General features: G+C 41.2%; 19 protein-coding genes, 1 tRNA gene and 1 pseudogene. 5 read left to right on the top strand and 16 right to left on the bottom strand.

The annotated features are described in order from the left end of the window. Positions 1-2: 2 nt before the first annotated feature. From NQ505_RS13395 to NQ505_RS13345, 11 genes are all read right to left on the bottom strand, one after another. A complete protein-coding gene (locus tag NQ505_RS13395) occupies positions 3-1,118 on the bottom strand; it encodes an isochorismate synthase (protein WP_009000796.1) in 1,116 nt (371 codons plus the stop codon). Beyond that, positions 1,115-2,347 carry a Cof-type HAD-IIB family hydrolase gene (locus NQ505_RS13390; protein ID WP_004302261.1) on the bottom strand — a complete coding sequence of 411 codons (1,233 nt, stop codon included), beginning with the start codon at positions 2,345-2,347 and terminating at the stop codon, positions 1,115-1,117. Before NQ505_RS13390 ends, NQ505_RS13395 begins: the two co-directional genes overlap by 4 nt. A gap of 83 nt (positions 2,348-2,430) precedes the next feature. Next, positions 2,431-2,793, bottom strand: a complete 363-nt coding sequence (locus NQ505_RS13385) for a DUF488 domain-containing protein (protein ID WP_004305785.1) — start codon at positions 2,791-2,793, stop codon at positions 2,431-2,433. A 64-nt stretch (positions 2,794-2,857) separates the two neighbouring features. Then, positions 2,858-4,615, bottom strand: a complete 1,758-nt coding sequence (locus NQ505_RS13380) for a helix-turn-helix domain-containing protein (protein ID WP_004302259.1) — start codon at positions 4,613-4,615, stop codon at positions 2,858-2,860. Between the two features lie 141 nt (positions 4,616-4,756). Then, positions 4,757-5,536: an N-acetyltransferase gene (locus NQ505_RS13375; RefSeq protein WP_009000795.1), complete on the bottom strand. Its 780-nt coding sequence runs from the start codon at positions 5,534-5,536 to the stop codon at positions 4,757-4,759. Between the two features lie 55 nt (positions 5,537-5,591). After that, positions 5,592-6,521 carry a 23S rRNA (adenine(1618)-N(6))-methyltransferase RlmF gene (gene rlmF, locus NQ505_RS13370; protein ID WP_009000794.1) on the bottom strand — a complete coding sequence of 310 codons (930 nt, stop codon included), beginning with the start codon at positions 6,519-6,521 and terminating at the stop codon, positions 5,592-5,594. 72 nt (positions 6,522-6,593) lie between these two features. Continuing rightward, on the bottom strand, positions 6,594-7,244 hold the full coding sequence (locus tag NQ505_RS13365) for a response regulator transcription factor (RefSeq protein ID WP_004302256.1): 651 nt from the start codon (positions 7,242-7,244) through the stop codon (positions 6,594-6,596). Positions 7,245-7,313: 69 nt separating this feature from the next. Continuing rightward, a complete protein-coding gene (locus tag NQ505_RS13360) occupies positions 7,314-8,762 on the bottom strand; it encodes a SusD/RagB family nutrient-binding outer membrane lipoprotein (RefSeq protein ID WP_009000793.1) in 1,449 nt (482 codons plus the stop codon). A gap of 27 nt (positions 8,763-8,789) precedes the next feature. After that, positions 8,790-12,029, bottom strand: a complete 3,240-nt coding sequence (locus NQ505_RS13355; RefSeq protein ID WP_009000792.1) for a SusC/RagA family TonB-linked outer membrane protein — start codon at positions 12,027-12,029, stop codon at positions 8,790-8,792. Between the two features lie 134 nt (positions 12,030-12,163). Next, positions 12,164-13,348 carry a trans-sulfuration enzyme family protein gene (locus NQ505_RS13350; RefSeq protein ID WP_009000791.1) on the bottom strand — a complete coding sequence of 395 codons (1,185 nt, stop codon included), beginning with the start codon at positions 13,346-13,348 and terminating at the stop codon, positions 12,164-12,166. 306 nt (positions 13,349-13,654) lie between these two features. After that, positions 13,655-13,739, bottom strand: a tRNA-Ser gene (locus NQ505_RS13345). A 133-nt stretch (positions 13,740-13,872) separates the two neighbouring features. Between NQ505_RS13345 and NQ505_RS13340 the strand changes: the two genes are divergently transcribed. The 3 genes from NQ505_RS13340 (at position 13,873) to NQ505_RS13330 (ending at position 18,741) form a co-directional block, all read left to right on the top strand. Then, positions 13,873-16,374 carry an endonuclease MutS2 gene (locus NQ505_RS13340; protein WP_009000790.1) on the top strand — a complete coding sequence of 834 codons (2,502 nt, stop codon included), beginning with the start codon at positions 13,873-13,875 and terminating at the stop codon, positions 16,372-16,374. Positions 16,375-16,460: 86 nt separating this feature from the next. Further along, positions 16,461-17,513 carry a magnesium/cobalt transporter CorA gene (gene corA / locus NQ505_RS13335; RefSeq protein ID WP_004302250.1) on the top strand — a complete coding sequence of 351 codons (1,053 nt, stop codon included), beginning with the start codon at positions 16,461-16,463 and terminating at the stop codon, positions 17,511-17,513. A gap of 19 nt (positions 17,514-17,532) precedes the next feature. Further along, the gene (locus NQ505_RS13330) at positions 17,533-18,741 is read left to right on the top strand and encodes an L-serine ammonia-lyase (protein WP_009000789.1); all 1,209 of its coding nucleotides are present in this window, start codon (positions 17,533-17,535) and stop codon (positions 18,739-18,741) included. Positions 18,742-18,805: 64 nt separating this feature from the next. Here NQ505_RS13330 and NQ505_RS13325 read toward each other — a convergent pair whose 3' ends face one another. The 5 genes from NQ505_RS13325 to NQ505_RS13305 form a co-directional block, all read right to left on the bottom strand. After that, a complete protein-coding gene (locus tag NQ505_RS13325; protein ID WP_009000788.1) occupies positions 18,806-19,306 on the bottom strand; it encodes a PepSY-like domain-containing protein in 501 nt (166 codons plus the stop codon). Between the two features lie 41 nt (positions 19,307-19,347). Then, entirely contained in the window at positions 19,348-19,794 is a 447-nt protein-coding gene (locus tag NQ505_RS13320; RefSeq protein ID WP_009000787.1) for a PepSY-like domain-containing protein, read from the bottom strand. 192 nt (positions 19,795-19,986) lie between these two features. Further along, complete coding sequence (locus tag NQ505_RS13315) at positions 19,987-20,058, bottom strand: smalltalk protein (RefSeq protein ID WP_157179099.1); 72 nt, start codon at positions 20,056-20,058, stop codon at positions 19,987-19,989. Between the two features lie 3 nt (positions 20,059-20,061). Then, positions 20,062-21,636 carry an ATP-binding protein gene (locus NQ505_RS13310; protein ID WP_009000786.1) on the bottom strand — a complete coding sequence of 525 codons (1,575 nt, stop codon included), beginning with the start codon at positions 21,634-21,636 and terminating at the stop codon, positions 20,062-20,064. A 304-nt stretch (positions 21,637-21,940) separates the two neighbouring features. Then, positions 21,941-22,297 carry a hypothetical protein gene (locus tag NQ505_RS13305; RefSeq protein ID WP_009000785.1) on the bottom strand — a complete coding sequence of 119 codons (357 nt, stop codon included), beginning with the start codon at positions 22,295-22,297 and terminating at the stop codon, positions 21,941-21,943. Between the two features lie 40 nt (positions 22,298-22,337). On the opposite strand from NQ505_RS13305, the pseudogene NQ505_RS13300 reads away from it, so the two are divergent. Together NQ505_RS13300 and NQ505_RS13295 are read left to right on the top strand one after the other, a co-directional pair. Further along, a pseudogene (locus NQ505_RS13300) lies at positions 22,338-22,785 on the top strand (primase C-terminal domain-containing protein); the annotation flags it as partial. Beyond that, positions 22,724-22,936: a hypothetical protein gene (locus NQ505_RS13295; RefSeq protein WP_157179095.1), complete on the top strand. Its 213-nt coding sequence runs from the start codon at positions 22,724-22,726 to the stop codon at positions 22,934-22,936. The pseudogene NQ505_RS13300 and the gene NQ505_RS13295, both read left to right, overlap by 62 nt. The last annotated feature ends 368 nt before the right edge of the window (positions 22,937-23,304 follow it).

Below are 23,304 nucleotides of genomic sequence, written 5' to 3'. Positions count from 1 at the left end.
GTTTATGATTTTAAAGGAGGCGTTGCAATCAGCCGTTTGATGGTTTGCAACTTCTTTTCCGTTTCCAGCCATTCGTCATTCAATTCCGAAGAAGCCAGTAGTCCACCGCCGGCATAAAGAGTCAGTTGTTCATCTTTAATATGCATACAGCGCAGATTCACATAGATGTCAGTTCGCCCTTCCGGGTCCAGCCAGCCGATAAAGCCGGAATAATAGCGGCGGTCGTAGCCTTCGTTCTGCAATATAAACCGATAGGCTTCTTCTTTCGGTAAACCGCATACAGCAGGCGTTGGATGCAACACTTTCAAGAGATCTCCCAAACCTTTGTTATCTTTCAAAGAAAACTGGAAATCTGTTTTCAAATGTGACAAAGCACCTGCATAAGCCGGATAAGGCCCGTTCTCCGTAGAATGAATACCCAACGAAAGGAGTTGGCGACGAATGTAAGAAGCTACATAAGCCTGCTCTTTCCGATTCTTTTCATCCCATATTTGGGGCAGTTTACCATCTTGCAAAGGCTGTGTCCCGGCCAACGCTACTGTATTCCATTCATCTTTTTCACCCGATAAAATGATTTCAGGAGTGCTTCCCAGCCAGATACCCGTCTGCGGAGTGTAGCACAAGTATATATATGAATGAATATAACGCCTGCACGCTGCACGAAATATAGATAAAGGAGAAAAACCGGATACTTTATCAATAGTAAGATGACGTGAAAGTACTAATTTATCAAAAGTATTATCACGCAAAGCATTTATAAAGGTATGAAAGCAGGAGGCATATTCCTCCGTAGAAGAAGTCAGGAACGATTCTTGTCCTTGCATCCGCAAAGCGACTTCCCGTTCTTCTGCCGTATCATTGTCAATCGGCAAAGGTTGCCCCCACTGATCGGGTTGAATCAATACGGCAGGACACGTCTCACTCACCTGAAACGGAGCGATGACAAATCCTCTCTGTCCATTCAGTTCTTTCAGGTCGTATATCAGACGTACCGCTCCTTCCGCCTGTGTCAACAGACGGGGAACTTTCTCCCCGGGAATACGGTAAACAGCAAACGGCTGCTTCCGCTGAATAAATGCATCAATAGTTGTCAAATTACTTATTTCTTCGTCGGTCATCTCTTTTTCATCACACTGTTGACTACCCGTATGGAAGACACTAGTTTGTTTGTTGAAGTAAACACGTCTACATTCCATACATGGGAGGAACGTCCCTTATGTACAACTGTTCCTACTGCACGCACTGTATCTCCTTCATGTGCAGAAGATATGTGGTTTCCACTGACCTGCATTCCTACTACAATCTCGTCCGGCTGGCAAAGAATCATTGAACCGAGTCCGGCAACTGTTTCCGCCAATGCAAGAGTAGCCCCGCCATGCAAAATGCCAAAAGGCTGACGGGTACGATGGTCTACCGGCATTGTTGCTTCCACACGGTCTTCGTCGGCATAGGTATATTGAATTCCCAAGTTTCCCATCAATGCGTGGCGTGCCTGCGCATTCAGTTGGTCAAGGGGAATTTCGGCTACACGCACTTCGGATATGATAGCCTTCTCCACTGCAACGGCCACTCCGTCTTCCTCATTCGAAGCAGTCACATAATCGGCACAGGCTTTCACCGAGTCTTGTGAATGTCCCATAGCTATGCCCAGCCCCGCCAATTGAATCATTGTTACGTCACACACACCGTCGCCCACAGCAATCACTTCCTCACGCTTCATACCTAGCACCTCCAGCAAAGCACCCAAAGAATTGGCTTTGTCGATGGCGCAGGGAACTACTTCCAGAAAATAGGGCTCCGAACGGAATACGTCCAACGCCCCATTCAGTCGTCTCTTCCAGTGATCTTCCAAACCAAGCAATGCTTCTTCGTCATCGCTCACCAGCATACACTTACAAGGAGCAAAATCAACGGCAGCAGAAAATTCTTCTTCTTTGATTATTTGCAGGTCATTCAACCGGGCTTCATTTTGGATATGTTCATTTTCAGGAGAATCCGTTATGATCGTATCATCATGATAAGTGAATAAAGCAAAACCGTTTTTACGGGCTTTCTTTTCCAGATACGGCAACATTTCGGGATTAATCCGACGTTCAAACAGAATTTCTCCGTTTTGTGCATTGATAATCTGACAGCCATTATAGGAAAGGATAAAACCTCCATAGTTTCCAAGTTCGAGCATCTTAGCTAGTGGCATTAAGCCATAAGTCGGTCTGCCGGATGCCAATACGATACGTACTCCCATTTGCTGAACCTTCAACAGGGCAGCCAATGTACGTTTACTAATTTCTTTCGCATCATTGAGGAGTGTTCCGTCTACATCAAGAACCAATAATTTATACTTCATGATTACACGATTTTGATTTAGATTACAAAGGTAGGAAATTGAGTGAACGACAGAAAGCGTAAACAGATAAAATTACTTTAATTTCACTCTCTCAAACGCATTTCCAGATAATCGCGAAGAATTCGGGCGTGATTATACACCGGTTCTTTTGAAGCATAAAGTAGTGTTATCACCGGATGTGGTTTGATAAGAGTCAGAAAATCAGCCATTGATGGAGAAGCATCCAGCTCTTTTTGATACTGCGTGACAAAATCTCCCCAATGTCCGGGAATATCTTCATGAAACCATTTACGTAATGTAGGGGATGGTGTTATGTCTTTTGCCCAATAATCGTATTTCAACCATTCTTTCTTCATTCCGCGTGGCCATAATTTATCTACCAACACCCGGTATCCATCTGTTTCTGAAAAATCTTCGTAAACCCTCTTTATCCTTACCTGTATCATTTCCATTAATATTTAGTTATCAATAGATAAACCGGGAAAAACGAAAATTGTTTAGTAGAACTATTTAATTCCTCAATGTGTCCTGCGCTTTTTTAAATTCATAAGGAGTCATTCCCGTCTTTTTCTTAAAAAGGTTATATAATATCGGGGCACTATTAAATCCGGATTCATCAGCGATGGCACGTATGGTATAGTTAGGATATTTTTTCATTAGCTTGATCGCATAATTAATGCGCAGTCCGTTGATGTACCCATTGAAATTAGTTCCGGTGCATTCTCTTATCATCCGGGCAAAGCGTGCATTATTCAGATGTACAATCTGCGCCAAATCTTCTCTTGAGAGCTCTGGAGAAAGATATAGCTGTTTTTGAACGACTGTATGATTTAATTCCTGGAATATTTTCTTGTTCTCCTCTTCTTCCCCACTTTCTTTGTCTGTTTCGTCCAAAAGTTCATCCTGTTCTTCAGGAGAAATCAATTCCGGTTCCAATTCTGATGAAACCTCCTGTTCCTCGTACACTTCCAATAACTGATTACCATCTTTTTTATTGGCAAATTTCTCGTTTATCAGTTTGGCAAGCATCCTGTTTTTATACTCGATTATATGGTTGAAACGCCACAAACGCCAAAGTATAAACAGGGTCAGCACTACAATACACGCCAAAAAGCAGAGTGAAACATTCCTTATTTTTAGCTGTGAGGCTTGCTCGGCGATGTATTCTTCTTTTTCGGAAGCACCGTACATCGCGTTCAATTCTAATGCAGCATTTTTCCTGTCGGTACTGTTAATGCTATCCGTTATTGCAATGATGGTTTCACGTATTTCTGCGGCTTCTTTATAACGATTCAGCCCCAGATATGCCTGGACTTCCTTATTAAGTATAGTTAAATATTGAGCGTTCAAGGTATCCCGCTGTGTTCTCAACAATTCTTTAAAGTCCTTACAGTTGTCTATTACTGTCTCATATTGTTTGGAAAGAATCAAATAAGGAATCGAATACATCTTGCCATCCGGAGTATGAGATTCTTTTATTGCCAGATATTTTTGATAATATCCTTCTGCTTGCGCATATTTCTTTTCTAAATAAGAAATATAGGCCAAATTTGCATATAAATAGCTATATTGACCATCAATGTAGCCTTCGGGAACCTCCGGTACTTTCTCTAATTTTTTAAGAAGTTTTTCACGTTCATAAGCAAGAGCCAAAGCTTCATCAATACGGGAATCTGTCATTAAAAATCCCATCTCTGCTCCATAATAATAGGAAAGCAGCATCATTTCTCTCATATCCTTTGACCCACGCAGTAATTCAATCGTACGACCAAAATAATTATACGCCTCATCTTTCAATGACAGCCTCCAATTATTCTCTCCTATGCAAAAAAGCAATCTAGCTTCCGCCTCTCTGTCCTTCAGTTTTTGAGCCTGCATAATTCCACTAAGAGCATAATGCATGCTCTCATTATATTTACTCATTATGGATGAAAGTTCAGCTAAATAAACCGTCATCTTCAACATGTGCTTAGGTTCTCTTTGAGAGATGGAATCAAGCAAGTACGACTTCCTTGCATACATAAAAGCTAGTTTATTCATATACATATTACGATATGACAAACTGCGCAATTCATTAATCAGACGCAGAGGGAAGGCTTTTCTGGTTTCGGCCTCATCCAACAACTGTAAAGCACGTTTGGGGTTGGAAATATAAATATCTCTGATATATTTTTCTGTATACAAAGAGTCATTATTTATAATTTTATCAGCCCTTGAAAATTGATTGTGTACAAATAGAAGCACAAAAATACATACCCAAAAACGCATAAAACTCTTAATCGTGTTTAATCATTAATTATCCAAAGGTATGTATTTTCCAAAAAATGTGCAGACACAATTTAAATTTGCAAAATAAAAATAAGAAACATTAGCTAAACATATTAGAGACGTAACATGGTTCCAAGTCAGCTATTCTACTGAATCACAGCCCAATGCTTTGCTCAATCGCCCTTCAAGGCATACACTTAAGTCAGTCGTTACAAACTTGCCATTATAAAAAAGAGTAAATATGGTAGCCGGAGTAGGTGCATTTTGCGCCTGTTCCATACTTTCCAATTCAATTATTTTCAATGGAATGTCTTTGCTCTTAGCAGCACTGACCAAAGAACCGCGAACATGAAACTCCGTAAACGGGCAACGATGGGTATAATAAACGACTATTCCACCCTTATCCGGACACTCACCACCCAACACGCAATCATTAAAAGAAGGATCAGGAGCAGCCGGGTTTAGTTTCAAACCTAAAAGACTGAATCCGTAAGGAAGTTTTTCTATTGTTTGGAAACCTTGTCGCAACAGCCATTTCGTGTCACTCATAAAATGAAATTTAGAAGTGCCCACCACTGTGACAAGCCCATCTTTCCCCTGCAATTTTGCATCATCAATGGCAGACTGCAATAATGCCTTACCATGTCCGCAACCTTTATATTTACCTGACACCCAGAAACAGTTTATCATCAGATAATTGGAAGCATTCACCGGAACCCATGCTTTTTCAGCAGGACCGTATTCGATAAACACTTTTGCCCGTTCATCAATACGTCTGAACACATAGCCGTTATCGAACTCTTTCTTCAGCCATTCTTTTTTGAGTTCATAACTATCCTTGCATTTCTTATCTGAGAAAGCACAGCATATATGTTCGTTTGCAATATTCTCCTTTGTCAAAGTGATGTAATTGGTTTCCATAATATTCTATTTAATTAATAGGTTAAACAAATAACAGTTCGATATTCACTCATTGTTATGAGTTGGTAGAAAATCGCCAAGCTAATATCCTGCTACTTTTAGTTCCCTGCTGCATTCGAATAACTTTATATTCGGACACATTCACCGATTTTAGTTTGGCATATAACTTTTCCAGATTTTTTTCTTTAGAAACCAAACTCGTAAACCATCCGCAGTTCTTCTGATATTTTTGGCTCTCGGAAATCATATTCAATAAGAAACGTACTTCTCCGCCCTCGCACCAAAGTTCATTCGCACTCCCACCGAAATTCAACTGCACTTTATTTATCTTCGTACCTTTCAGACTGCTTAATTTGCGTAACGTTCCGTCTTCCGCCTCTTCACGCGAACTATGAAACGGAGGATTGCATATTGTCACATCAAAATACTCATCAGGCATAATAATTCCATCGAAAATCTTCTTACTGTCTTTCTGAAGTCGCAAGTCAATCTTATGAGCCAACACAGGGTTGCAAGTCACTATCTTTCGTGCATTTTCTATCGAAACCGGATCAATATCAGTACCAACGAAAGTCCATCCATATTCAGTGTGGCCTATGATCGGATAAATACAATTTGCACCTACCCCAATATCCAGACATCTACATTTTGACTTCTGACCATTAGCATCTCCCGCCGGTAAATCCGGTGTTGTTCCGTTCGGCTGGATAAGATCGGCAATATAATGAATGTAATCCGCCCTTCCGGGAATAGGCGGACACAAATATTGCTTCGGTATGTCCCAATAGCGGATGCCATAATAAGTTACCAATAATGCTTTGTTCAAAGCCTTCACCGCTTGCGGATTAAAAAAGTTTATAGTTTGTATTCCGAGGGGATTGAGCGATACGAATCTCTTTAATGGAGGATAATTTTCCATCAACAATGAAAAATCATACTGACCATTGTGCTTATTTCTTATATGTAACTCACCTTTTTTTGCCATGCGGGCAAAGATACAGAGAATTTTCCTGCCTACAAATTCTTCTTAACTCTTATCCTAACACTCTTCTGAATATCATATATAATATTCTACCATTTCAATCAGCCCGGCGCGTAAAGTATACTTAGTTGCTTCATATACATTATTCACACCCAACTTCCGGAAAATATTCTTTTTGTGGGTGATAATAGTATGAATGCTTGAGGTTCTTTCCAATGCTATTTCTTTCACGGATTTCCCATGTGCTATCAATTTAAGAATGTCAATCTCTGTAACAGTCAAAACAGAATGAATTTCCGGTTTGTCGGAACCGATTATCAATAAATTGGTTATCTGATGACAAAGAAATCGTTCCCCGTGTGCTGTACACATCAATGCAGAATGAATTTCCTCACCGGAGTTCTCTTTCAAAATCATACCAATATTCCTTTCTATACTCATCCTACGAATAAAGTCTTCACTCAATTCATTGGAAAACAATATCCAACGAACTCTCGGAAAACGTTTTTCTATAATAAGAAACTCTTCTATACCATTGATGTCAAACAGTGTATAGTCAAGTATAACGACACTGTCATTACATTCTACCAATGCAAGCATGAGCTCTTTCTTGTCTGTCACATCTATCATGCGACATCCACTGAATATAGCGGAAATATATCCATGCATTCCCATTCTGGTTATATCCTGATTATCTGCTATGATAAATGTAATGTCAGTGTTCATTGTTATTCTGATTTTTAAATTCAACGGATATTTTTCAAACGCATATTGCAGCCCGGAGACACGGAGGTATCATCGTTCTTTATTAGCTACATCAAACCACAAACGGGTAGTAATCTCATCTGCTCCCTGATGGGATATGGCAATCTGATACTGCTTACCATTCAGTGATTGTTCCGTTACGGGATAAAAAAAGCGACGAGGTAACTCTCCGGAACCCAAAACGGAATCGGGACCAGGGATAAGCTGGGGATAACCGAGCCTGCGCCAGTCAGTGAAAGCATCGGGTCCCTGTCCATAATAAGCGATCCACTTCTGCCAGCCGATAGATTCATACCAATGTGCGGCGTCGAACCGAATTGCCTCCTGCTGTAAATAGGAATCGATTATACGATTGTCTATAATGCCAAACTGATTCAATGAAGCAGTAATAGCTTCGCGGTAGAGCGTTTCCGCATCAGCCGTTATCCAGCCGCGTGCAGCGGATTCTGCAAAGATAAACAAGACCTCGGCATACGTATAAAATACAGCCGGAGAGCTATCTTTCAAAAAATAAGTACCGGGACGGGAAACTTTATTAAATCCCTGATTATTAGCGGCATCAGCAGATAAGGAATTGGCAGCTCCTACATAGTTTTTCACACTTTCGTCTTGAGGTAGCTGGGCTAAAATTCCAATTCTCGGATCATTCCATTCATTCAGTTTATCAATCAACGTTTTTGATACCCGCTGATCATCACGTGAATTGAAAGCAGATGCCCATGGATTCCATTGTGGTGAAGAAGTAAAAACAAAACGGGCTATAGCATCATTGCTATCTATTACACTGTTACGATTATCCCAAAGGGAAGCAATAACCCGACGCGCTGTATCCTCATCACGGTCAGCTAATTCAAGGGCGATACGTAGCCGTAGGGAGTTGGCCAATTGTTTCCAGCGGGTAATATCATTTCCGTAAATCAAATCCCCTTCTACCGTTCCTCCTGTGGTAGAAAGCAACTGGTCAGCAGCAATCAACTCCTCCAAAAGCCCGCGCAAAACAGTCTCTTGCGAATCATAAGAGGGTGTTACACTTTGTGCATATTCACTGTATGGTATATTTCCATACAGATTGGTCAGCAACAGGTAAACCCACGAACGCCACACTGTAGCTATCCCTCGATAATTATCATTTCCGAGTTCCGAACTGATAATAGCATTCAAGTCAGTTATTAGCGTTGCATAGCCGGTGTCCCACGTAGTGGTAAAGCTACCATTATCCACATTATAGCAATCTGGCTCTGTATATTGTATTTTAGCCCAATGTTGCACCCACAACAGAGTCGAATTATAGTTCGTACTACTTCCCCAATAAAGATTGGCGGCATGATACTGTGCAGCGGCAAGTAAATAAGCCGGCTGTGGATTTTCAGTGGCATTGGGGTTGCGGTTGATATCAGTCAATTCATCATCACACGATGATAGGGAAATGGCAACCACTTGTACCCATATTATATATAAAAAATATATTCTTCTTTTCATCTTATCCTATTATTTAAAGGTTCACATTTAGAATTTCACGGAAAGGTTCACACCAAAGGAACGTGTTGTAGGCAATGAATAGGCTTCTACTCCTTGTGCATTTCCAGTAGTCAAAGCCGATTCCGGATCTATATTAGGGACGCTCTTATAAATAGTCCACAAGTTACGTCCCGTCAGTGTAACGGAAGCTTCTTGCAAATGCAGTTTCTGCGTCCACAAGCGAGGTAGACGGTAACTCAAAGCGACTTCTCGTAGTTTCACGTAAGAAGCATCATATACATTAGCTTCAGCAATACTGTAAATACGATGGTAGTATTTCTCGGCAGATACAACCTCTTCGTTCTTAGAACCACTTTCCGTCACTCCTTCTACCATAATGCCATCCTGATACACACGGGTGGATTGCCCATTGACCTGGGCATAGTAAAGTCCATCAGAGGATACGGAATAAGAAGGAGATTCTGGTAATCGTACATTGTTACCCATGGCGTCAGTATAATACCACAAGCCACCGTGCTCGGCATCCCGGCCCGATAATGTGTTAGCTAATACACCGGTATATTTTCCAGTTTTATTAGTGTTGGAAAAAATAGAACCACCTACACTTGCATCTATCAGAAAAGAAAGACTTAACGAACGATAACTGAAAGTGTTACTGATACCGCCTGTCCAGTCGGGCGTAAACTTCCCCAACGTTTTATTAGTGGTCGAAATCTTAGGCAGACCGTTAGCATCCACCACAACGTTTCCATTAGCATCACGCACGTATGAAGTGCCGAACAGGGTTCCATAAGCTTCGCCCACTGAAGCCAGTATCTGAATACCAGACGAGTAGAGCTGGTAACTCGTAATCAAACCTTCATCATCCAATTTGACAACCTTGCTGCTGTTGGCACCATAATTCAAATCCAGATTCCAACGAAACCCTTTCGATGTTTGTATAGGAACAGCGCCCAATTGTATTTCATAGCCACGATTACGGATATGTCCGGCATTACGCACCTGCGACGTGTACCCACTGGCAGCAGTAGTAGCTAGTTTCAATATTTGATTACGACTATCGGTCTTATAGTAAGTGAAATCCAAGTATAGGCGATTGTCCCAAAAAGCCGCCTCGAAACCAGCTTCTATAGATGACGTATTCTCCGGTTTTAGATTCGGATTCATACCAATGGTAGAAGAACTTTGAAGTGGATTCCCATTGAAAGCTGTTTCTGAAGTAAAGACCGTTGCCAATTGATAAGGATTGGCATCTGCTCCCACTTGAGACCATCCTCCACGTATTTTTAGGTAGTTAACAGCTTTACTTCTCCACCCGAAAGCTTCAGAAAGCAACACACTAGCCGTCACCGAAGGATAGAAATAAGAATTGTTGTCCACAGGTAGTGTAGACGACCAATCGTTCCGTCCTGTTATATTCAAGAAAGCCCAACGACGGTAATCCAGTTGTATGGAACCGTAAAGACCATATTGCCGTAAACGGTAGAAATCATTGGACGAAGTGAGCGGATCACGCGAGTTAGTCAATGTATAAAGATCAGCAACCGCCAAACGAGGAGCAGCCTGATAATTATTCTCATATTGTTTGTTACGTACATTAAAACCCAGAAGAGCGTCAATTCCCCAATTTTTATTCAACTGTTTGATATAAGTCGCCAATACTTCTGTGTTATTCTCTTTCACCGTATAGGCATCTTCAGCATAACTGCCGTAAGGCGAACCGGCACCTGCACTCCCCCATTTTACTTTGGATTTCCTCCGGTCATTATACCAGTCGGTACTAGTACGGAAACGCACATTCAACCCATCTGTCAGACGGAATTCGGCATGCAGATCACCTATCAGACGATGACGTTCCTGACTCTGTGTATTATAAGAAGCACTCCAAAAAGGATTGTCGTAATAGCTTGAATTCCAGTTGCGAGTATAGTCCGCCTTCAATGAGTTCGTATCCACTTGACGTCCGAACCACAAGAACTGAAGCATAGGACTGTTAGAACGTACGTTACTGCCCGAGGGGGTAGCTGACCCCGGTAAACTGGGAGCTGTATAAACGATGTAATTGGCCGTAGCTCCCACCACAATCCATTTTGCCAGATGGTAATCCGTATTTAAGCTGATATTCGTCTTATTAGTTCCAGCATCAGGAACGATACTGACTTGTTTTTCGTAGTTATATCCTACACGGAACTGGTATTTGTCGTCTCCACGGGCAATAGAAATACCGTTGTTTGTAGAAATACCCATGCGAAAATAATCGCGTACATTGTTGGGATGGGATACCCAAGGAGTAGCCACACGATTACCGTCAGCGTCCAATGGGCTATCGAACTGAGGAATCAACAAACCAATATCAAGACGTGGCCCCCAGCTTTCGTCTACCCCATCATTCACACCTGCACCCTTGCCATCTACATAACTGAACCGTCCCCCTGCCCCTTGTCCAAAAAGATTTTGAAACTCCGGCAAGGTAGCAACAAAAGAGACTTGCGTGGAAGAATGTAATGTAATCCCTATCCCTTTCTGCCTTTTGTCTCCTCCCTTAGTAGTGATGACAATAGCACCGTGAGCAGCACGCGCACCATAAAGGGCAGCGGCATTCGGACCTTTCAATACAGTAAGTGTTTTTATGTCTTCCGGATTCAGGTCTGCTATTGCATTTTTAAAATCACGTCCGCTGGAACGTGCATTAAGCTGCGAATTATCCACTGGGATTCCATCCACAATAAAAAGCGGTTGATTCTCACCTGCAATAGAAGTTTCACCACGAATAACAATGCGACTGGAACCAACATCTCCTTGTGTATTGGTAATACGCACACCGGCTATCTTACCACTCAACGAATTTAACAGATTATTATCTTTCCCTTGCACCAAAGCATCCTGTTTTACTTCCTGTGCCGTATAGCCCAATGCCTTTTTCTCGCGTGAAATACCCAAAGCCGTTACTACTACCTCATCCAGCAGATGCGTATCACTCTTCAGTGTTACCGATACCTGTGGTGCAATAGCTACCTCTTTTGCCATCAGACTAATGTAAGAGATTAGCAGCCGGGTGGCTGATGGCGGGAGTCCACTCAGTTCAAATCTCCCGTTGACATCAGTTACGGTACCCAATGCAGTTCCTTTTACTATAACTGAGGCACCGATAACCGGCTCCCCATCTTCTTCTGTGGTGACGATGCCCCGCACTGTTGTCACCTGTGCTGCCCCTTGTATCACTCCTATTGCAAGAGCAAGCAAAAATAAATGAATCCTTTTACCCATTATTGTTTACTGTTAAAATGATGGGGCAAAGGTATTAGATATATACAAACTGATAAATCCCGTATGAATGGCATTTTATATACCATATTTGCGGTATATTTACAGTTTCGTATATGACTTTTGGATTTTTGCTTCTAATCCTTTTTATTATCCAAAGCCTGTCTGACATCGTCAAACAGATCATCCACATCCTCCAAACCAATTGAGAAACGGATAGTCGTATCCAACACATCCATGTCCTGTCGCTGTTTATCAGTAAACGGTCCAAAAATAGTACTTGCAGGATGAATAGCAAGCGTCTTATTGTCAAACAAGTTAGTAGCGCGACGTATCAATTTCAGTCGGTTGATGAAAGCAAAGCACGTCTCTTTACTTTCCAGGTCTATCGTAATCATAGCACCGGCAGTCGGACCAAACTGTCTTTGTGCCAAAGCATAGTATGGATTATCCTTCAGCCCCACATAATTCACACGTTTGACAGCAGATAATATGCGAAGCTTACCAGCCAACATAGCGGCATTGGCAGACTGTATCCGATATCGCGCGTCCAATGTTTCCAATCCGATAGTATGCATATAGGCCACATGAGGAGTCATATAAGCTCCCAGATTGAGTAACATCTCTGTACGCATACGTTTACCGAATCCCGGACATGTACCATAATCAATTACTAAACCACCAATGGAAGTGGCTCCCCCTGATAAATATTTGGTACTGGAAACCACTTCAATATCTACGCCTAAGCTATGTGAATCGAATTCTGTGAAAGGAATAAGCGTAGTATCAACGATGAGAGGAATTCCCCTTTCATGAACTATCCGTGAGAGCGCCTGTAAATCCGCCACTTCCATCTGCGGATTGGTGATAATCTCCATATAAATGCAGCAGGTATTACTGTCTACTACTTTCTCTACTGCTCCAATGTCTGTCAAATCACACAATCTAGGTTCCACCCCGAAGCGGGACAATGTACCAGCAATAAACGAATAAGTATTACCAAACAAATGACGCGATGTAACTATATTCTTTCCTGCAGCTGCAATTGAAAATAATGTATTACTAATAGCAGCCATACCGGAATTGAGGGCTATGACTTCTGCTGCCCCCGTAAGTTCCTTCACCTTATTCTCAAAAAAAGTCACTGTGGGATTCATCACTCTGGAGTAATCCGGAGCATCTGTCCGCCCGCAAAAAGCATCAGCCATGTCATCGGCATTGTCAAATTCATAAGCCGCTGTATGGTAAACCGGCATACTGATAGAATTGTAAGCATCTCTTCTTTGGAACTGCGTATGAATCGCTTGGGTCTGTTTTTTCATCATTCTATTCATTAATATTATAACTATCAAATCTCGTACAATAAGAACAAAGGTAGATATAAAAACTGAAATCTGACAGTAGATAAAAACAGATATTTAACTGATAATAAGCATTTTGGAATAATATTCTTTAAACCGATAAATTCAATCTAAAAAAAGAGTGTTTATTCTAAAATAAACAGTTCAAATAGTGTTATTTTCTATTTCAACAGAAACCGCCCCTTTTTATGCTTATCTTATTCACATACACAAAATAAAAAATCCCCGTAAAGTACTACTTTACAGGGATTTATCTATTAATTGAAGCGGAGAGACAGGGATTCGAACCCCGGGTACCTCGCGGTACAACGGTTTTCAAGACCGCCGCAATCGACCACTCTGCCACCTCTCCAAAACTCCTTTATCAGAAGTGCTTTCCGTTGAAAGCGGTGCAAAGGTACGAATCATTTTTAAATCTGCAAACATTCTGATATTTTTTTCGCGAATTAATCGTATTTTTGCAGTTCATTAGTAAGAACAGAAATATGATATACCCTCAAAACTTTGAGCAAAAGATAGGATTCGACCAGATAAGACAGTTACTAAAAGATAAGTGCCTCAGTACTTTAGGTGAAGAAAGAGTTACAGACATGAACTTTTCCGAGCAACATGAAGAGGTTGAGGAGAAATTAAACCAAGTAACAGAGTTTGTCCGCATCATCCAGGAAGAGGACGGATTTCCCGATCAATTTTTCTTTGATGTCCGTCCTTCGCTAAAACGTGTGCGAATAGAAGGAATGTATTTGGACGAACAAGAATTATTTGACCTACGCCGTTCATTAGAAACCATCCGTGACATTGTACGCTTTCTACATCGGAATGAAGATGAAGAAGAAAACAATACCCCCTACCCCAGCCTGAAACGACTGGCAGGAGATATTGCCGTGTTCCCGCAACTGATAGGGAAAATAGACGGCATTCTTAACAAATATGGAAAGATCAAGGATAATGCCTCTACCGAATTAGCCCGCATACGTCGCGAACTTGCCAGTACGATGGGAAATATTTCCCGTTCATTAAACAGCATCCTGCGTAGCGCGCAGTCCGAAGGATACGTGGACAAAGATGTAGCTCCCACCATGCGTGACGGACGTCTGGTGATTCCAGTTGCCCCCGGACTCAAGCGAAAAATCAAAGGTATCGTACACGATGAATCCGCCAGCGGAAAAACTGTGTTTATAGAACCGGCGGAAGTGGTAGAAGCCAACAACCGCATCCGTGAACTCGAAGGTGATGAACGACGTGAGATCATTCGCATCCTTACCGAGTTCTCGAATATCCTTCGTCCATCTATCCCGGAAATTCTTCAATCATACGAATTTCTGGCAGAGATAGATTTTATCCGTGCGAAAAGTTACTTCGCCATACAGACCAATAGTCTGAAACCCGCTGTAGAGAATGAGCAACTACTGGATTGGACAATGGCCGTGCATCCTTTATTACAACTTTCATTAGCCAAACATGGAAAGAAAGTTGTACCACTGGATATAGAGCTCGATCAAAAACAACGTATCCTTATTATATCCGGACCGAATGCCGGAGGTAAGTCCGTCTGTTTGAAAACAGTCGGTTTGCTGCAATATATGCTGCAATGCGGCATGCTGATTCCCTTGCACGAACGTAGTCATGCCGGTATATTCAGTAGCATCTTTATCGATATTGGTGATGAGCAATCTATTGAAGATGATTTGAGTACCTACTCTTCTCACTTGACCAATATGAAAATCATGATGAAGAGCTGTAACGAACGGAGCCTCATCCTGATTGACGAGTTCGGTGGAGGTACGGAGCCGCAAATCGGAGGTGCTATTGCCGAAGCTGTACTGAAACGTTTCAACCAGAAAGGAACATTTGGAGTCATCACTACCCACTACCAGAATCTGAAACATTTTGCCGAAGATCATGAAGGAGTAGTGAACGGAGCCATGCTTTACGACCGTCATCTCATGCAAGCACTTTTCCAATTACAAATCGGTAATCCGGGAAGTTCGTTCGCCGTAGAAATTGCACGAAAAATCGGACTACCGGAAGATGTCATCGCAGATGCTTCGGAAATCGTAGGAAGCGAATATATCAATGCAGACAAATACCTTCAGGATATTGTACGCGACAAGCGTTACTGGGAAGGAAAACGTCAAACCATCCGTCAACGGGAAAAGCACATGGAAGAAACCATTGCCCGTTATCAGACAGAGATGGAAGAATTGCAAAAATCCCGGAAAGAGATTATCCGGCAAGCAAAAGAAGAAGCGGAACGCATGCTTCAGGAATCCAATGCCCGCATTGAAAATACGATTCGTACAATAAAGGAAGCGCAAGCCGAAAAGGAAAAGACGCGCCAGGCACGTCAGGAACTAACAGACTTCCGTACTTCTCTGGATGCATTGGCATCTAAAGAGCATGAAGAGAAGATTGCAAAAAAAATGGAGAAACTAAAGGAGAAGCAAGAACGGAAGAAAAACAAGAAGAGCGAACCGAAAGCTGCAGTCTCTTCTCCATCAAGTGCCCCTAAAATAGTGCCGATTGCAGTAGGAGAAAATGTAAAAATCAAAGGACAGACAAGCATCGGCCAAGTGATGGAAATCAGTGGTAAAAATGCGACTGTTGCTTTTGGAAGCATAAAAACGACCGTAAAAATAGACCGTCTGGAACGTACCAATCATACGCCCAAGACGGAAGGAATCGCCAAAAGCACCTTTGTCAGCAGCCAGACACACGATCAGATGTACGAAAAGAAGCTTAGCTTCAAACAGGACATTGATGTACGTGGAATGCGTGGAGACGAAGCTCTGCAAGCAGTCACCTATTTTATCGATGACGCCATATTAGTCGGTATGGACCGTGTACGTATCCTTCACGGCACAGGAACGGGAATACTTCGTACACTTATCCGCCAATATCTAGCTACCGTACCGGGAGTCAGCCACTATTCCGACGAACATGTACAGTTTGGCGGTGCCGGAATCACAGTAGTCGATTTTGACTAACACGTAAACAAAACGTTCAAAGAACTTGTTCTCATTTAGAAAACCACTACCTTTGTTACAGTGGTTTTCTAAAACGAGAATAAAGCATGAAGAATAATCTGTTAAGCGAAAAGCTTATTTATACAGGAGAAAGTCTTACTCCTACCCATTTACATCTTTGTACTTACAATGCTACCGAGATGCAGGAAAGTTCTAGTGATACTTTTCAAGCCATCAAAGGTACGCTGAACAACGATCAAATCAACTGGCTACAGATACACGGAATGAAAAACACAGAAACTATCCGGGAAATTTGCAGTCATTTCGAAATAGACTTCCTTGTCTTACAAGATATATTGAATGCGGATCATCCGACCAAGATAGAAGAACATGATAAATACATTGTCCTGATCTTAAAGATATTCTATCCGAACGAACATAAAGAAGAAAATGAACTGGATGAACTGCTCCAACAGCAAGTCTGCCTTATCATAGGAAATAATTATGTACTGACTTTCCTCGAAAAAGAAACTGATTTCTTTGATGATGTCAGTTCTGCCTTGCGTAATGATGTTCTGAAGATACGCAGCCGTCAAACAGATTATCTACTTAGCGTACTGCTCAACAGCGTGATGGGAAACTACATTTCAACCATCTCTTCCATCGATGACGCACTCGAAGATTTGGAAGAAGAATTGCTAACCATCACCAGCGGAGACGACATCGGTATCCAGATTCAGGCATTACGACGCCAATATATGCTAATGAAAAAAGCAATCCTCCCCTTAAAAGAACAATATATAAAGCTATTGCGAGCAGAAAATCTGCTCATCCATAAAGTGAACCGCGCCTTTTTCAATGATGTAAACGACCACTTGCAATTTGTATTACAAACCATCGAAATCTGCCGGGAAACCCTTTCTTCATTAGTCGATCTATACATCTCCAACAATGACTTACGAATGAACGACATCATGAAGAGATTAACCATTGTATCCACCATCTTTATCCCTTTGACATTTCTGGTCGGAGTATGGGGAATGAATTACAAATGGATGCCGGAACTGGAATGGCAGTACGGGTATTTATTTGCCTGGATTATAATGGCAATTATCGGTATTATTGTATATTTGTACTTCAGAAAAAAGAAATGGTATTAACAAAAACACATCATCAGTCATGAAATCGATTAAAGAGCTATACAGGATAGGTACAGGACCTTCCAGTAGCCACACTATGGGACCGCGCAAAGCTGCCGAAATGTTTCTGGAACGTCATCCGGATGCCGCATCTTTTAAAGTAACCCTTTACGGCAGTTTAGCAGCTACAGGCAAAGGGCACATGACGGATGTAGCTATTATAGACACTTTACAACCCATCGCTCCGGTAGAAATTGTATGGCAGCCCAAAGTCTTCCTACCGTTCCATCCCAACGGAATGACATTTGCAGCTCTGGACAGTAATGATAAAGTGCAGGAAAACTGGACTGTTTACAGTATTGGCGGCGGTGCACTGGCAGAAAATAATGATAATCCGACCATCGAAAGTCCGGATGTATATGACATGGAAAACATGACCGAAATACTTCAATGGTGTGAAGATACCGGAAAAAGTTATTGGGAATACGTGAAGGAATGTGAGGAAGAAGATATATGGGATTATCTGGCTGAAGTGTGGGCCACCATGAAAGATGCCATTCACCGTGGACTGGAAGCGGAAGGAGTACTTCCCGGCCCACTAAACCTTAGACGAAAAGCTTCCACCTATTATATACGTGCTACCGGATATAAACAATCCCTCCAATCAAGAGGACTTGTTTTTTCTTATGCTTTGGCAGTAAGTGAAGAAAATGCTTCCGGTGGAAAAATTGTGACTGCTCCTACCTGTGGTTCCTGCGGAGTGATGCCTGCCGTACTATATCATCTCCAGAAAAGCCGTGATTTCAGTGATATGCGTATTCTACGCGCGTTAGCCACTGCCGGATTGTTTGGCAACATTGTCAAATTCAATGCATCTATTTCCGGAGCAGAAGTAGGTTGCCAGGGAGAAGTAGGCGTTGCCTGCGCAATGGCTTCGGCTGCCGCTAATCAATTATTCGGAGGTAGCCCGGCACAGATTGAGTATGCAGCAGAAATGGGATTGGAACACCATCTGGGAATGACTTGCGACCCGGTATGCGGATTGGTACAAATTCCCTGCATCGAACGAAATGCATACGCCGCTGCACGTGCGCTGGATGCTAATCTTTATTCAGCTTTCACCGATGGTATGCACCGTGTCTCTTTCGACAAAGTTGTGCAAGTAATGAAACAAACCGGACACGACCTTCCATCACTTTACAAAGAAACAAGTGAAGGAGGGTTAGCTAAGGATTATAAACAAATGTAATTATAAAAAACAACGGGCTATTCCTTTTATAGAAATAGCCCGTTTTGATTTTTATGATTAAAAACTATTCAGTCGGCGGCCAATTTGTATCGTCTCCATTGCTAATATCTTTTTCATGTAGCAATCCGCCTTCCTGTAAGAAATAAAGCGCATAGCGTTGGCTACCTTGCTTCACTTGAATCACAGACTCCATCGGATTTTGTGGAAAAGTCAACACATACACATCCGTCACTACCCATGTATTATACTTGGAATCCATGAAAGCCGTATAAACAGCCGGCACCAGCTGGTCTATGCTATTCAGTTCATTTTCCGTCATCACCCAATTGGCATTGGCATCAAACCAAACCTCTAGTTCGTCATTACTTACCCAACAGTCAGCTACATAATAGGCACCTTTCATCTCCCATTCTACATTCTGGGCAGCCGGATATACCTGTTTTAAAGCTTCTGTAATATTACTGGGCGGAACAAAAGTATCATCATCATCATTATCACATGCGCCAAACGAAAGAGCAGTCATCATCAATACCACTGCCCAAGCGCTAAACTTAAATCTCCACATAGCTATCTTCTTGTTTAGGTCTATTTATCACAAATCTTCAGTTAATCATCAGCCTTGATAAACTTTCCCTTCTTATCAAATTTGAAAGAAAGTCCGGTAGACAATTCTATTTCATATCCTTTGCGGTCACGTTCGACTTTGGTCACTCCTTCGTTCACAAAATTATGAGACTTCAAATAATTGACAGCAAATCCCGGAATAATACTAACAGGAACAACCTGTCCTTTTTTTGCACTTACCTCTTCCCAGTTGCCTTTACTGTCAAAATCAATTTCCGTACCATCCATCAATACTACTTCATACTTGGTAGACTCCATCATATCTTTATCAATCTTGATATGAGCAATCTGTGGTTTTGTAAAATTACCATTGATAAAATTACGTGCCGGAAGCGGTAACTGATTCATGTCTTTGGTTATCACATCTTTTGCAAATGAAAACTGTACGGCTACAATAGCCAACACAAGTAAAGATAGAATTTTCTTCATAATCGTTATTCTTTTAGCGTTAATACTATACTTTATTCTATGCTACAAATAACGATACAGATTCTGGAAAGATTTAGGAATATTATGAGTTTGCTCTTTTTTTGTATTCTTTAACCATCCTAAAAAAGCAGGCGGGATTTAATACCCCCGCCTGCCATTCATACCTAACTATATCTATTTATAAGATACCCACTACAAAGTTGCTACCTGCACACCAACCACTCCGGCAATTGCACCGGCAACAGCAATAATCACTTTCAAAATTAATCATCCTTCCATAATCTTCCATTCCCCAATTGTGCATCGTTCACTATCAAAACTGACAGCTATCTTTATAATCGGGAGCCCACACAAAGCAAAACGTTCGGGATAATTCTTCAAGTTAATCTGTTCCATCGCCCTATCCGCTCCTTTATCCAACTTCAATTCCATCACATACAATGTGGTTTCTGTACGAAGTACCATATCCACCCGGCCACGGGGAGTACGAACTTCTACATCCACATAATACCCCAATAAACTGAATATGATATAAAATATTTGCTGATAATGTCCCTCATATTTCGTATTATCGCACTGAGGTATGGTGGACAAGAACATTTGCAAACGACGCAATGCAGCATCTATATCCCCATTACGGATATCTCGAGAAAGATACGCCACCATAGTATTGGTTTCCGGTGCTTTACTAACAACATAATATGGGAGAAGACTTTTCATTAAGCCTATTCTTACTTCCTTATTGGGGATATCCAATGTATATAAGTCTAATTCCTCATCATAGTCCTTTATCGTAATATAACCACTTTGATATAACAACGGGATAATGCTTGTCATCCTTTCTGTTGGTGCATCAAAATCCTCTACAGCGGCCTTTTTCTTCCCGATTTCGGAAGGTACTACGCCAAACTTATCCAGCATCTTTATCAGATATGTAGGCGTACCACTGCCAAACCAATAAGAACCAATCTTACCTTTTTCCATAGCTGTAAGCAGACTGAATGGATTGTATATGTCAGGCGACGGGTAAGTAAAGTGATACCCGTCATAATTTTCTTTCAGTTTCATCAAAACTTCTTCTGGAGTAATCTCCAACTTCTTCGCCAATCCCTCCACATCTTCTTTCATTTGAGAACGTATTTCATCTTCACTAATACCACAGATAGCAGCATAAGGTTCATCCATACTAATATTCTCAATATTATTAAGTTCGCTGAATATACTGAGTTGGGAGAATTTGGTAATACCAGTCAGAAACACATATCGCAAATAAGGATCACACGCTTTCAATGGACTGTAGAAGTTGCGCATGATGTTGCGCAATACATCAAGATTTTCCCGTTCATGCGCCACATCCAGCAAAGGAGCATCATATTCGTCGATAAGTACGACCACTTTCTTACCTGTTTGTTGATAAGCACGCTTTATCAACCCCATCAAACGTTGATTGGGATTAATCTCCTCCTCTAACTTTCCATAAATTTCTTCGTAATTGAACAATTTCAAATTCAATTCTTGAAATAACTGTTCCTCATCTACATGTTTGGCGGTACTCATATCGAAATGTAGTACAGGGTACTCCATCCATTCTTTCTCCAGCTTCTCAATAGCCAACCCTCTGAACAGTTCTTTATGACCGGAAAAATAACTGTGTAACGTAGAAGTGAGCAATGACTTTCCAAAACGCCGTGGGCGACTTAAAAACATATAGTCAGAAGCCGAATGTGTCATCCGGTAAACATATTCTGTTTTATCAATATAGAGGTAATTTCCCTCCCGTATCTTCGAGAATGTCTGTATCCCGATAGGATATAATCTTTGCAAATTTTCCATATCAATCATATATACATTATATATATATCACAAAGATAACAAGTAAATCCGAAAACAGGTATTATACAAGACATTATTATTTTTTCTTAAACAGACAAAAAGATAGCGTTAACCAACATCTCCTCTAAAAACAATATGCCAACGATCCTCACAGACAGCTGGCATATTTCACATATAGATACATATCAGTTTTTACACCGATATGAGGGCCAAGTTAAAAATATACCGCTGTACGATTTCTAACCTGCAAAATGTAGGGATTTCATGAGTTTATCATGAATCTAGGGACCTACATATTTCTTCATTTCAACATTTATTTTATACCATCCCAATGCATTACTACCACCCACTCTTTCGGTTGGTAAGTTCCGTGAAAACGGTGCGGAATCGTAGCAACCACCAAATCACAATTGGAAGCTAATACGGTTCTTAATTCCTTCAGCAACATATCCATCCGAACAAGTAAATGAAGATACTTCATCATACACTGTATCACCCGTACATACTGATAAATGCACATATCCTCTCCCCGTCTTATCTCCCCCAATGTATTGGGAGAGATAGCAAATTCGCTGATAAAGAAACTGTTACTGAAAATACGATCCGTTCCCATTAAAGCCAATACCAAATTGCTTAAAAACTCGTATGGTTTCTGTTTTTCTTTTGCCATGTCATTCGATAATTAATAATTTATAATATTCCAGTTTCTATTTGCTTTGTCCCATATTTTCCTTCGTCATCTAATCGCCGAACAACGTCATTCCAACGTCTTCAAACTTGCCTGTGAAGCCTGCCGCCGACACTATCCGCAAGAAAGCATATTACGTGAGCTTACTGCATTTTTCAAGCACACAGATTTTCGTCCCAAAGAATTAACAAGTGTTTATTGTCTGAATACAAACAAGTTAATGAACATGCACCCTCTTCCTCCCCACCAACGCACCCTCCTTTCAAAAGGACATAAGGACAAAAAGGACATATGGTACTACAGAAAATTCCGATGCCGACGACGGAGCCTATTGGTTGGGAGAGGAACTCTGGAAAGGAGCTCCTTAATTTCCCCGAAATTTATACAATAATATTACCAATTTACTAAATGACTGTATTATTGAAGACGGAAGCAAACGCGAACAAGATGTCACTCTCCTTTCCGAACTCGATCCTTCCACCGAAGAATCCTGACAATATACGTAATTTCGTTCAAGAGTTGCCCAATCATTTCCTGACAGACAAAACGATTCAGGTTGGCGCAAAACACGATTTCAATATTCGTAAGGCCACACGTCCACTAAAGCATTTAACATATTAAAAATCAGCAATGTACCTCATAGTTCTTATACTAAGATGAATAAATAATAGTCATAGATGTCTTTTTGTCCTTTTGTCCTTTTGGAAAGTCGGAAAAACACCGGAAGATTTAAAAAAAACATCTCAATGATTGAAATCAAACATTGGGAAGTTTCGATACAAATCTCCCAATGTTTTTTTTATTTGTATGTCTAAATACGTCACTATACGTAAAATCAGGAAATATCAACGATCTTCACAGACAGTTGATATAGTGGGAAATTCACATCGGCTTTAACCTCCGATGTCAGGGCATGGATTAGAAATGCGCCGTCGCGCTATTTCTAATCCACAATGTAGGAGAATCATGCTGTAAACAGCATGAAGCTA

Origin of the sequence: Bacteroides sp. D2 (assembly GCF_025147085.1) — a bacterium.
Classification (GTDB): Bacteria; Bacteroidota; Bacteroidia; order Bacteroidales; family Bacteroidaceae; genus Bacteroides.
Note: the sequence above shows the minus strand (reverse complement) of the source record. Positions and strands in the feature narration are given on the sequence as shown.